Source organism: Brevibacillus sp. FW301-21C12A, assembly GCF_058788915.1.
Genome location: NZ_JBYTBG010000075.1, coordinates 1 through 11,205, shown reverse-complemented (window position 1 = coordinate 11,205; position 11,205 = coordinate 1). Strand labels below are relative to the sequence as shown.

Genomic DNA, 11,205 nt, shown 5'->3' with positions numbered 1-11,205 from the left:
TAAAAGTGGCATTTCCCACTTTACGTACCATTAAACTTCATTTTTTAAACGAAAACCTAATTTTGCAAAAGGCTCATACAAGAAAGCAGGAGAGGGACGCACTTTTTCCGGCGCAGCAGCGCATGGCTGCTCTCTTGATAATCTCCCCTCATGGCAAGACTCAGGCATGCCTTTTCCTTGTTTTGGAGCAACTGGAGGGGGCCGCATAACAATGAGCCATGCGGATACTGCGCATAAAACAATCTAATGACGATCGACGAGACGTGGGTGGACGATCTGCCAAGTATGGCCGCCGTCTGTTGTCTTGAATAATTGATTTGGCGCCACTTGACTGGACATGACGATCCATCCTACTTGATCCGTAACAAAATCAATCGAGACAATCCGGTCGCTATCCGCAACGGTTTTGTCGACTTCTCTGTTCTTGACCAGCATTTTCCAACTCATTGCAGAATCATTCGTGTGATACAAGTTTTCCCCGTCCGTAGTCCAACCAGTATGGATGGATACAAAATCGTAATTCATGTAAAAATTCGGGTTGTTGTATTTTAATACTGTATGATGGACCCAACTATCTCCGCCATTTGTTGTTTGGAAGAAATAGGTACACTGTTGGCGCTCACATTCACTATGGAATACGAGGATTCCTTCTTTCTCGGAGAAAAACTTTGGCGAATCAAAAGTAAAGGGGGCAGGTTCCTCTAGTTTGGGAACAATGAGGTACTGCTTCTTCCACGAAAGTCCCCCGTCTTTCGTATGAGAAAGCCAGGGTAATTCCTGCACCAATTGGACAGAACGAATCCAGCCAGTAGACCTATCGCGGAAGGAAATGCCCGTCTTATTTCCCTCTACGGGGACATTTCCTGTTTCGGTTGATTCCGATTCTGCAACCGTTCTCCATTTTGCACCACCATCTGTCGTTTGCAGAATTTGGACAGAATCCGCATTCATGGCCCTTTTAATCGATACCATCATCCAACCGCTTTTCTCGTCTGTGAAGAAAATCCGCGGAAAAATTCCTTTGGTTTTTATCTCCCCCATCGTTTTCCACGTTTTTCCTCCATCCCTAGTATGATGGATCGTTACCGTTGATTCATGATCTGATGCAATCCACGCTTGCTTATCGTCCAAGATAAAATACTGCCCTTCTGAAACTTTTACATCCGTTGGACTTGCTACTTTCCAATGGACGCCTCCGTCCGTTGTCCGTAAGAGTGACTCCTGAACAACCGACCACCCAATGTTTTCCGTGTTCATTATGATTTTAGGAAGGCTAATTGCTTCCGTGACATTTTCTGTTGGGGGAGTAACCGAGCAGGCGATTAATGTGGAAAGGCATAAAAGGATTCCTATATAAATCAGCTTGTTTAGTTTGCTCGCCAAATGTACGACCTCCTGTCATGTATAAAACACCTGAAGTCCGCAGACGCTATTCTCCATTCAGACCAGGAACTCCCCTGTTCAGCTTTATCTTGAGAAACCTGACAGCAAAACTGCGGCACGCACGGCACGCAAACCCATTGGCGAATACATCGACTCCCCCAACGAACGTCCCCGCAAAAAACTCGGCGACCGCTCCCCTGCACAATACCGGGAAGCGATCGCCGCATAGGTTGACCATTTTTCTACTGCTCTTTTTCCGCAACCGAATTGACGCACAAAAAACGGACGACCTCTCCGGTGCGGTTCAGCCAGTTGTGCGGCGTGGAGGACTCCATGTGGATGCTGTCTCCCGGGTACAAGTCGTGCTCCTCCTCGCCCAAAAGCAGCGTCAGCACGCCCTCCAGCACGTAGATGAACTCCTGTCCTTTGTGCACAAAAGGCGTTCCGTTGTCCTCATGCGGCTGTAAGGTGACGAGGATCGGCTCCAGCAGACGAGTCGCCAGATCGCCGGACAAGTCCTCATACACAAACGGGAAGTCGCTTGGCGCAGCCGGCTTGTTGCCGCCCCGGCGCACACGGTCAGTCCTGTTCGCGGGCTTCTCCGAAAAGAAATAGCTCGGGCTGACCTCCAGCGCCTCCGAAATTTTTTTCAGCGACTCCAGCGTAATCGAGGACTTCCCCCGTTCCACCTGGGACAAAAAGCTTATCGACAGTTCGGTTTTTTCCGATATTTGCTTCAGGGTCTTTTTCTTGCCAAGCCGCAACGACTTAATCAAGACGCCAATAGTAGGTTTCATCCGCTCTACCTCGAATTGAATTTTGCAGGATAGGTTTATCATACCGTGTGTGCAGAAAAGGTGCAAAACGCTCTTGCGGCAAATATTATTATCTTTTATAATCTTTACTATTATCAGACAAAAAGCGCTTTCGCTTTTTTTACGCCCGAAAATTGAAGTGTCACTTCAACTATAAATTGAAGTATCACTTCAATTCGGTGTCGCCAGCTTCCCTTTTCCTTACTTGTGCAAAAATCCGGAAAGGCAGGTGGTCTGCTGCGCCACGCACCCACTTTACAACTAACATCATCCTACACACCAAGGGAGGATCTGAAAACTGATGGCACTTCAACCACAAGCGGGAGTTTCCAGGCAAGTTCAAAACAAGGCGCTGTTCGCCAGTCTGATTGGCAGCTCGATTGAATGGTTCGACTTTTTTCTTTATGGCACGATGGCGTCTCTCGTCTTCAACAAGCTGTTTTTCCCTTCTACCGATCCAACTGTAGGCTTACTGCTCTCTTATTTGTCGTTTGGTCTTCCTTTTTTCATCCGTCCGCTTGGCGGGGTCATTTTCAGCCACATCGGTGACAAGATCGGCCGCAAGAAGACGCTGGTGCTGACGCTCTCGCTCATGGGCAGCGCGACCGTGCTGATCGGCTTGCTGCCTGATTACGACTCCATCGGCGTCTGGGCTCCGATCTTGCTCGTGCTCATGCGTCTGGTCCAGGGCTTGGGGATCGGCGGGGAGTGGGGCGGCGCGCTCTTGCTCGCGGTTGAGTATTCCGGCAAAGGCCGTCGCGGCTTTTTCGGCAGCATCCCGCAAATGGGCGTAACGATTGGCATGCTGCTCGGCACTTTGGCGATTTCCTTGATGAGTGCGCTTCCCGAGGAACAGTTTTTGTCCTGGGGCTGGCGTGTCCCGTTCATTTTGAGTGCTGCGCTCGTTTTCGTGGGATTGTGGATTCGCAATGGCATTGACGAAACGCCGGCGTTCCAGACGGCGAAAGCCAGTGGCAACATCGCCAAGGTGCCGATTGTCGATACGTTCCGCTACCATTGGAAGTCCGTGCTGATTGCGGTCGGGGCAAAAGTCGTGGAGACGGGGCCGTTCTACATTTTCTCCACGTTTGTCATCGCCTACGCGACGAATTACTTGGAGTACGACCGGATTACCGCGCTCAATGCCGTCACTATCGCCACGCTGGTCACGACGATTGCGATTCCGTTCATGGGCAAGCTCTCGGACAAAATCGGCCGGAAGCCGCTGTACATCGGCGGTACGATTGCGATGATGCTCTTTGCCTTCCCTTACTTTTACATGCTGTCCACGAAGTCTGCGCTGTGGCTGACAGTCGCCACGGTCATCGGTCTGGGCATTCTCTGGGCTCCGGTGACGGCCGTGCTCGGTACGCTTTTCTCCGAGATTTTCAGCACGAATGTGCGCTATACTGGGGTAACTGTGGGGTATCAGCTCGGTGCAGCCCTGGCTGGCGGCACTGCGCCGCTGATCGCGACTGCGCTGCTCAGCTCTTTTAACTCGTGGGTTCCTGTCGCCCTGTACATTGTGCTTTGCGGAATGATCTCACTCGTTGCCATCTTCGCAACGAAGGAAACGAAGGATTTCGATTTTGACAAATCCTGATGGAAAGGATGAGCAACATGTTGGTCTTGAGCCGCGAAAATATTGAACAAATCTACACGATGAAAGATTGCCTGGAGGACGTGGAGCACGTCTTTCGCGCCCATATGCAAGGAGAGGTCACCACGCCTGTGCGGACCGCGATTGACCATCCGAAGTACGGCGCCACCAGCCTGTACATGCCTTCCTACCTGGCTGGCGACGACTATGTGGCGGTGAAAGTCATCAGTATTTTCCCGGAGAACCACAAGCACAACATCAAGTCGCTGCAGAGCGTCATCCTGCTGACCGAAGCCAAAACCGGACAGCATGTCGCGATGATGGACGCGAGCCTTTTGACCGTCATGCGCACAGGGGCAAGCAGCGGCGTCGCCACCAAATACTTGGCAAAAGAAGATGCCGACACTTGCGCAGTGCTTGGCTGCGGGGCCCAGTCCATCGGCCAGATTCAGGCGGTCATGGAGGTTCGCCCGCTGCGGCGCATTTTCCTCTACAACCGCACTCGGGCAAAAGCGGACGAAATGAAAGCGAGCCTGCGGGCGCTCTATCCGGATTGGCAAGGAGAGCTGACGGTCGTGGACAATGCCGACGAAGCGGTCGCGCAGGCACAGATCGTCATCTGCAGCACCAAAGCGACCGAGCCGCTGTTTGCCGCCGCGAGCCTGCGCCCTGGCACCCATATCAATGCCATTGGCGCGTTTCTCCCGCACATGCGCGAGGTGGACGCTGCCACGGTGCAAAAAAGCAAGGTCGTCGTCGACACGCTGGAAGGCGCCGAGCACGAGGCAGGCGATCTGCTCATTCCGATTGAGCAAAACGAATGGAGCTTCGCGCAATTGCATGCGGAATTGGGCGAAATTTTGATCGGCGCAAAGCCGGGCAGGGAAACCGAAGAGGAAATTACGTTGTACAAGTCGGTAGGAATCGCCTATCTCGATACAGCGGTAGCCAAGACGGTGTACGAACGGGCCAAAGCCGCCGGAATCGGCACGGAAGTTTCCTTGTAACGCGTCAAAAGTTGCACGCAAACAGCCGCCAGAGCACATCGCTTTGGCGGCTGTTTCCTGTTCGCTTACAGCAAGCGTGAAATCGCATCGAGAATTTGCTCTTTTTGAAAAGGCTTGATGACGAAGTCGCTCGCCCCCGTCTTCATCGCCTCCAGCACCTTTTGTCGATGGCCGACTGCCGAGCAAATCAACACCTTGGCATCCCGATCGTAATCCAGTATTTTGCGCATGGCTTCAATCCCGTGCATGTGCGGCATCGTGATGTCCATCGTCACGATGTCCGGCTTCAATTCCTTGTATTTTTCAATCGCTTCCAAGCCATTGCTCGCCTCTCCGCAAATTTCGTGCTGCTCGCCTAGCATATCCGTCAGCATCCTTCTCGTGAAGGCTGCGTCATCTACAATCAGCAATCGGGCCATGGTGTCCTATCCCCTCACATCTTGCTCGCATTCTACCTATTACTTTTGCAGAAATCGCAAGCCTTGTCCACGAGAGAAAATGACTTCTTTTGTCGAAACAAACGTTTGCAGCACACTCCCCTATGGAAGAAAGCCGATTGGCCCTGTAGCATCTCCTGTACCGCGCTCGCCAACCGACTGCTCGCCCGCGCCCGAAGCAAGCGGACTCTCCGGCTTCGGGTGCGGGGTCGTCTCGCCTATTTCCGGCAAATCGACCTGTCTCACTTCATCCGGTATATCGGTTTGCGGGATTTCCACGATCTCTTTTTCCATGACAGACGCCTCCCTTTTTTATCGCTTTTGCTGCGTATTTTTCCTCCTTAGCGTGTCCTGATCCGTTTTTTCCATGCAGCTCCACCTGCCTCCATCATTTCCTCTTTTTTTCATCGCGGCACTTTTCCGATATAATAGGAGTGCACTTCTTTGCCGATTACTTGAATCTACGCCTGTTTCCTTTGGAGGAGAATTTATCCATGCTCAAGCTGAAGCCTTTTTTTGCCCTGTTCACCGCTTTGGTTGTCGGGCTGCTTCTGCTCATTACCAGCCAGTTCATCACCAGTATGAAGCATTTGGAAGAGGTCATGAATGAACGCGGGCCTTCTTCTGACATATTGCGTGTGGCCTTGCTGCTGGAAGGTCCTACCTACGACCAGGGCTGGAACAGCAGCGCGATGGAAAGCATCACGGAAATGCAAAAAAGATTCGGCTTTTCCCTGGAAATCGCGAACAATTTAAAGCCGGAGCAAATTATGAACGTGGCGCAAAAATACGCCGCCAATGACTACGATCTCATCCTGGGACATGGCGTGATTTTTTCCGAACCGTTTACCCGCGTGGCGCTGCAATATCCGCATACCCGCTTTGTTTCTTTTAACGGGGAAGCCCCGCATCCCAACCAGACGACGATTCGCTACGACATGAAGCCCGCAGGCAAGCTCGTCGGCATGCTCGCAGCGAAAATGTCCCGCGCCCGCAAAGTCGGCTATATTTTGGTGGACAAACCGCCGGAACTTGCCCAGGCCGAGGGCTTTCGCGAAGGGGTAAAAAAGGTTTCCCCGAAAACGGAGGTCGTGATCGGAAAAGTGTCAGATTTTAATGACATAGAAAATGCGGTGCAGAAGACACGCGAGATGATCGCCCGCGGCGTCGATGTCATCTACACGACCGGCGACAGCTTCAACCTCGCCGTCATTACCGAAGCGCAGCGGGCCAAGGTGTACACCATCGGCTACATCGCGGACCAGCGCTACATTGCGCCGGACTACGTTCTCGCCTCGCTGGTGCAGGACGTGCGCCAGTGCTACCGGATTATTTTGGAGCAGTACATGGCAGGCCGGCTTCCGAGCGGCAAAGTCGTGTACGGCCTGGCCGAAGGCGTGAACCATTTCAGCCCGTTCGGCCCGATGGTGCCCCCGGAAATTCGTGAAGATATTGAACGGGAATTGCAGCGTCTCACTTCTTCCCGTGGCTCATTTGGAGGTTAATTTGCATGTCCCTGTTCAGCAATCTTGGATTTCAGAAAAAAATCATGCTCAGCTATCTCGTCATGATGCTTTTGATCGGATGTGTCACCAGCCTGTTCAGCTACCAGATGACAAAGGTAACCTCCGATGAAGTGCACCTGACGCAAAACGTCTTGCCGCAAACGAGCGCACTGTTGGAGGTCAAAAACCAGATTTACACCAAGACGTACGCCCTGAACATGTACACCTTGACCCGTGACGAGTCGTATCTCGACCAGTATTACACCAATCTGATCGACACCGCCCGCTTTGCCTCGCTGACGAAAACAGAGGAAAACAGCGGCTTGTTCTCCATCATCGAATCGATTTCCAGGCTGGATTTTCTTTTTTTGAACAAAATCAATCCGCTGCTCAAGGCAAACAACGTGCCTGCGGTCAGCTATGTGCTCAGCCAGGAAGTCCAGCCTTTGATCGACCAGTTGGAGCGAGACTTGTCCTTCTCGCTCAACCAACTGGAGTACAAGACGAACAAAGAGTTTAAGCACACGAACGAAAGCATTCGCGTATCGCTCATTCTCACCTACACCGTTTCGGTCGCGGCGATTTTGTTCGGCTTTTTCTGCACGTTCTACTTCCGCAACGAACTGCTTCGCCCCATCGAGTCGTTGATGCGGCAGGCTCACGAAGTGTCCAAAGGGACGTTCGGGCAGCAAATTGTGTACACGCACCAGGATGAATTCCGCGAGCTCGCCCAGGAATTCAACAAGATGTCGAGCAACATCGCCAACTTGTTTGCCCAGGACGCGATGCAACGGCAAATTTTAACGGAAGAAAAAAATATTCGGGAGCAAATCCTCAACTCGCTGCCCGTCGGGATCATTACCCATCCCCATGCCGGAGCTGGCATTCACGTCAACAAACTGGCAAACGATCTCGTCAAGGTCGATGAGGCAGGCTACCCGATGTGCAAGGATGCTTCTTTTGCCGCCTCAACCGACAGTCAGGACTCCCCCTGGTTCGTCAATCGCAAAATGACGCTGTACAAGAAGGATGATACGCCTTTTATCGCGCTTGTCTCGTACGTGCCGCTGCACAATCACCAGCACGATCAGGAGTCGGGCTGGATGGTCGCTTTTCTCGATATTACCGAACAGGAGCAGATTCAAGAATACTTGAACCAGTCGGAAAAACTCGCAATGGTCGGCCAATTGGCAGCCGGAGCCGCGCATGAAATCCGCAATCCGCTGACGGTCATCTACGGCTTTATCCAGTTGCTGGAGCAGCGCCTGTCCGATCAGGAGCGGGACCGTTACTATCTCCCGCTCATTTTGCAGGAAATCGAGCGCGTCAACCGGATCGTCACCGAGCTGTTGATGCTCTCCAAGCCGTCGAAGCCGGACTATCGCGAGGTCAATCTCGCGGGCGTCATCCACTCGATTCTCCCGTTGATGAACGCCGAGGCCATGCTGCACGGCATCGAGATCGTGGACCGCTGTGCGCCCAATATTCGCCTGCATGTCGATGTCGAGCAGCTCAAGCAAATTTTGCTGAACCTGATGAAAAACAGCATCGAGGCTATGAAAGAAGGCGGCCTTCTTGCGATCGAAAGCCACCTGGACGAAAAAGCGGTGCATATAAAAGTGAAAGATACGGGAGAAGGGATTCCTCCGGAGTATCTCGTGCGGATTTTTGACCCGTTCTTCTCGCTGAAAGAAGACGGAACCGGACTTGGCTTGCCGATCTCGCGCCGCATGGTCGAAAACCACGGCGGCGAGCTGCAAGTGAAAAGCAAGCCCGGACAAGGGACGGAGATTACGATTACTTTGCCGCTCACGCCGAAGGACGACTAGGGCGATCAGGTCGCAGCCTGCGCGGAAACGGCCCGCTCCTGGCCGCGTTCATCCAGCCAGGCGAACATTTTGCGCGTGTACAACTCCATCTCGTCTCCGACAAACAGATGGCTGGCCCCTTCCGCCAGCCATTTTTCGTGGGGGACACCGGCCTGGCGCAGCGCCTCTGCCAGTCTGTGGGCGTGCTCTACGCTCACGTTCTCATCTTCTGTCCCGTGAATAATCAGCACAGGACAGGCAATCTCTGCCGCACGATACAGCGGGGTTCGGTAGCGGTAAGCTTCCTCCTGCTTGCGCGGGTGCCCGATCAGCCTGCGCAGCATTCTCCGCATGTCCACCCGCTCCTCGTACGTGAGCGCCATGTCGCTGACGCCGCCCCAGACGACCGTCGCCAGCAAGCCTTTGCACTCCATCGCCGCAAACAACGCCATGACCCCGCCCCGGGAAAAGCCGTACGCGCTGATCCGGCGGGCGTCGACGATGTTCAGCTTGCCAAGCAGCTCGTACGCCGCAAACACGTCCTGCCGATCGGCTCCGCCAAACTCGTCGCGTCCCTCCCCGCCTTCATTCCCCCGATAATGCGGGGCGAGGATCACGTAGCCAAAGGCCGCCATCTGGCTGATCCGCTCCGGTCTGACCCGGCCAATCCCTCTGATCCCGCCACGGCAGTAGAGCAGCGCCGGGAGTCTGGTCCCGTCGCTCAAAAAGCTCTCCGGTACAGCCAAAGCCGCCTTGACCAGCAAGCCGTCGCTGTAGTAGCTGACCGTGTAGAGCGCGACGTTCGGCACGACCGACTCTTCGCACACGGCAGTAACAAATGGCGATAAATCAACCTGCATCTTGCTCACGATTCCTCTCTCTTCGCTCTTTTGGACGTCCATTTTTCTACCAGAAACTGCATGGACGGGGACAGCCACTTCTTTTGGTGGTAGACCAACTGGATGAAAAACGGAGGCTTGTCGTTTTGAAAAGGCACGGCAGCAAGCACCCCCTCCGCCTGCTCTCTGCGCACAGCCATGGACGGCAAGAGCGCTACTCCCAACCCGCAGCGCACGCACTGCTTGATCGCTTCCGGGTTGCTGAACTGGCACGCGACCCGATGAGCAATGCCTTCTTCGTTCAGCACGTCAATCAGCATGCCCCGGTACGTGCAGCCTTCCTCGGTGAGAATGAACGATTCGTTTTCCAGATCGCGGGCGGTGAGCGTAGGCAAGCCCGCCAGCCGATGCTCGGGAGGCATGACGATCACGAGTTCCTCCTGGGCAATGGTCTCGGCGACAAGCTCTTTGTCGGTACAGCGGCGATCAAAAATGATCCCGAGGTCCAGATATCCTTCGTGAAGCTGCTGCAAAATCGCTTCCTCGCCGGCCGTGCGCAACACGAGATCCACTTTGGGATAATGCTCGCGAAAGCTCTGCAAATACGGCGGCAAAAAGAAAGCCGCCAGCGTGTCAATCGTGCCAATCGTCAGCGGACCGCTCTCCTGGCGGTTCACGACCTCCTTAGATTCCCCATATAGCCGAATCATTTCCCTCGCATACGGCAAAAGTGCTTCTCCAGCCTGGGTCAGCCGCAGTTTGCGCCCATAGCGCTCGAACAGCGGCACCCCGTACGACTGCTCCAGTTTTTGCATCTGGGCGGTCACCGTCGGCTGCGCATAGCCAAGCTCCTCTGCCGCCCTGGTAAAGCTGCCCCATCTGGCCACCTCGCGAAACGTATGCAGATACACCAGCTCCATGGCGGCTCCCTCCTGTTCATCTATAGAAATGGATGATGATGTTTATGGAATAGTATAGATAATGGTGATGATTCGATCAATGCTAAGCTGAAGTCGAAGTTGAAGTTGAGATCATCTCAAGCCAAGGAGGATGTCACATGTCCATGCGAATCTCAAGCGTATTGCAAACCCCAGCCGCTCCCCTGGCGCAAGCGCAGCGTCATTTTCTCGCCAAGCTCGCTCTGGAAACAGATGTGTCCAACGTTGCGCACGACCTGCAAAACGGCGTAGCCGATTTTGTCATTCTCGACGCCCGCAGCGAAAAGGCGTATCGAGAGTGCCACGTTTCTGGCGCCTTTTCGCTGCCCCACCCGCTGATCTCAGCAGAGACGACCGCTTTCCTGGACCGTTCCAAGCTGCTCGTCGTCTACTGCTGGGGCCCGGCCTGCAACGGTGCAGCGAAAGCGTGCGCCAAGCTTGCCGAACTGGGCTTTGCCGTCAAGGAGATGCTTGGGGGATGGAGTATTGGCAGCGGGAGGGGAAGGGGGTGGAACGAACGCCCCATGATGGCGTTAGCGACTGCTCCCAAGCCTGAAAGCTCGTCTAATCAGGTTGTTAATAAAAACGGGCAACAAGAAGAGATGGCTGTCATCCATGTAGAAGGATAACAGCCATCTTCTTCCCGTCCGTCTTGGTGTGGCAGCGGAGTTTGTTTATGCCAGGGGCATCACTTGGCTTAACCGCTGCCAAATGGTCCAACCTGCCAAACAAATCCTGCTACGTATTTCCTTTTTTCTCGTATTACATTTCCTGTTTTTTCTATTTATGCAATTTTATAGCTCTTCACCATTAAACGTGCTTGATCTTCCTCTAGCGTAGTTTTTCACTTTTTTATATGGCTGGTTTACACTC

At 53.5% G+C, this 11,205-nt stretch carries 12 protein-coding genes; 6 read left to right on the top strand and 6 right to left on the bottom strand.

Translation table 11 applies throughout. From position 1 onward, the window contains the following. On the top strand, positions 1-209 hold a 209-nt coding region (locus AC3WQH_RS24485; protein ID WP_492332295.1), incomplete at its 5' end, for a hypothetical protein. Positions 210-243: 34 nt separating this feature from the next. Here the strand turns inward: AC3WQH_RS24485 and AC3WQH_RS24480 are convergent. Further along, positions 244-1,383: a WD40/YVTN/BNR-like repeat-containing protein gene (locus AC3WQH_RS24480; RefSeq protein WP_492332294.1), complete on the bottom strand. Its 1,140-nt coding sequence runs from the start codon at positions 1,381-1,383 to the stop codon at positions 244-246. Positions 1,384-1,625: 242 nt separating this feature from the next. Next, a complete protein-coding gene (locus AC3WQH_RS24475) occupies positions 1,626-2,180 on the bottom strand; it encodes a helix-turn-helix domain-containing protein (RefSeq protein ID WP_025845871.1) in 555 nt (184 codons plus the stop codon). A 319-nt stretch (positions 2,181-2,499) separates the two neighbouring features. Between AC3WQH_RS24475 and AC3WQH_RS24470 the strand changes: the two genes are divergently transcribed. Together AC3WQH_RS24470 and AC3WQH_RS24465 are read left to right on the top strand one after the other, a co-directional pair. Next, a complete protein-coding gene (locus tag AC3WQH_RS24470; protein WP_221842927.1) occupies positions 2,500-3,801 on the top strand; it encodes an MFS transporter in 1,302 nt (433 codons plus the stop codon). Between the two features lie 17 nt (positions 3,802-3,818). Beyond that, positions 3,819-4,805 carry an ornithine cyclodeaminase family protein gene (locus tag AC3WQH_RS24465; RefSeq protein ID WP_007786343.1) on the top strand — a complete coding sequence of 329 codons (987 nt, stop codon included), beginning with the start codon at positions 3,819-3,821 and terminating at the stop codon, positions 4,803-4,805. 65 nt (positions 4,806-4,870) lie between these two features. Here the strand turns inward: AC3WQH_RS24465 and AC3WQH_RS24460 are convergent, their stop codons facing one another. Together AC3WQH_RS24460 and AC3WQH_RS24455 are read right to left on the bottom strand one after the other, a co-directional pair. Then, positions 4,871-5,224, bottom strand: coding sequence for a response regulator (locus tag AC3WQH_RS24460; RefSeq protein WP_005835853.1), 354 nt, complete (start codon positions 5,222-5,224; stop codon positions 4,871-4,873). Positions 5,225-5,344: 120 nt separating this feature from the next. Continuing rightward, positions 5,345-5,536: a hypothetical protein gene (locus tag AC3WQH_RS24455; protein ID WP_005835851.1), complete on the bottom strand. Its 192-nt coding sequence runs from the start codon at positions 5,534-5,536 to the stop codon at positions 5,345-5,347. A gap of 200 nt (positions 5,537-5,736) precedes the next feature. Between AC3WQH_RS24455 and AC3WQH_RS24450 the strand changes: the two genes are divergently transcribed. Together AC3WQH_RS24450 and AC3WQH_RS24445 are read left to right on the top strand one after the other, a co-directional pair. Beyond that, on the top strand, positions 5,737-6,747 hold the full coding sequence (locus AC3WQH_RS24450; RefSeq protein ID WP_025845865.1) for a BMP family ABC transporter substrate-binding protein: 1,011 nt from the start codon (positions 5,737-5,739) through the stop codon (positions 6,745-6,747). A 5-nt stretch (positions 6,748-6,752) separates the two neighbouring features. Continuing rightward, positions 6,753-8,576, top strand: coding sequence for a sensor histidine kinase (locus tag AC3WQH_RS24445; protein WP_492332293.1), 1,824 nt, complete (start codon positions 6,753-6,755; stop codon positions 8,574-8,576). Between the two features lie 5 nt (positions 8,577-8,581). Here AC3WQH_RS24445 and AC3WQH_RS24440 read toward each other — a convergent pair whose 3' ends face one another. Further along, complete coding sequence (locus AC3WQH_RS24440; protein ID WP_492332296.1) at positions 8,582-9,415, bottom strand: alpha/beta hydrolase family protein; 834 nt, start codon at positions 9,413-9,415, stop codon at positions 8,582-8,584. 5 nt (positions 9,416-9,420) lie between these two features. Further along, positions 9,421-10,314: a LysR family transcriptional regulator gene (locus AC3WQH_RS24435; RefSeq protein WP_005835846.1), complete on the bottom strand. Its 894-nt coding sequence runs from the start codon at positions 10,312-10,314 to the stop codon at positions 9,421-9,423. Positions 10,315-10,451: 137 nt separating this feature from the next. Between AC3WQH_RS24435 and AC3WQH_RS24430 the strand changes: the two genes are divergently transcribed. After that, positions 10,452-10,961 (top strand): rhodanese-like domain-containing protein, encoded by a 510-nt coding sequence (locus AC3WQH_RS24430; protein ID WP_007786331.1) that lies wholly within the window; start codon positions 10,452-10,454, stop codon positions 10,959-10,961. Positions 10,962-11,205: the final 244 nt, after the last annotated feature.

Coding starts and splice junctions, on each gene's coding strand:
- AC3WQH_RS24460 (WP_005835853.1), bottom strand. CDS start 5,224: ATGGCCCGATTGCTGATTGTAGATGACGCAGCCTTCACGAGAAGGATG.
- AC3WQH_RS24470 (WP_221842927.1), top strand. CDS start 2,500: ATGGCACTTCAACCACAAGCGGGAGTTTCCAGGCAAGTTCAAAACAAG.
- AC3WQH_RS24475 (WP_025845871.1), bottom strand. CDS start 2,180: ATGAAACCTACTATTGGCGTCTTGATTAAGTCGTTGCGGCTTGGCAAG.
- AC3WQH_RS24440 (WP_492332296.1), bottom strand. CDS start 9,415: ATGCAGGTTGATTTATCGCCATTTGTTACTGCCGTGTGCGAAGAGTCG.
- AC3WQH_RS24435 (WP_005835846.1), bottom strand. CDS start 10,314: ATGGAGCTGGTGTATCTGCATACGTTTCGCGAGGTGGCCAGATGGGGC.
- AC3WQH_RS24445 (WP_492332293.1), top strand. CDS start 6,753: ATGTCCCTGTTCAGCAATCTTGGATTTCAGAAAAAAATCATGCTCAGC.
- AC3WQH_RS24430 (WP_007786331.1), top strand. CDS start 10,452: ATGTCCATGCGAATCTCAAGCGTATTGCAAACCCCAGCCGCTCCCCTG.
- AC3WQH_RS24450 (WP_025845865.1), top strand. CDS start 5,737: ATGCTCAAGCTGAAGCCTTTTTTTGCCCTGTTCACCGCTTTGGTTGTC.
- AC3WQH_RS24455 (WP_005835851.1), bottom strand. CDS start 5,536: ATGGAAAAAGAGATCGTGGAAATCCCGCAAACCGATATACCGGATGAA.
- AC3WQH_RS24465 (WP_007786343.1), top strand. CDS start 3,819: ATGTTGGTCTTGAGCCGCGAAAATATTGAACAAATCTACACGATGAAA.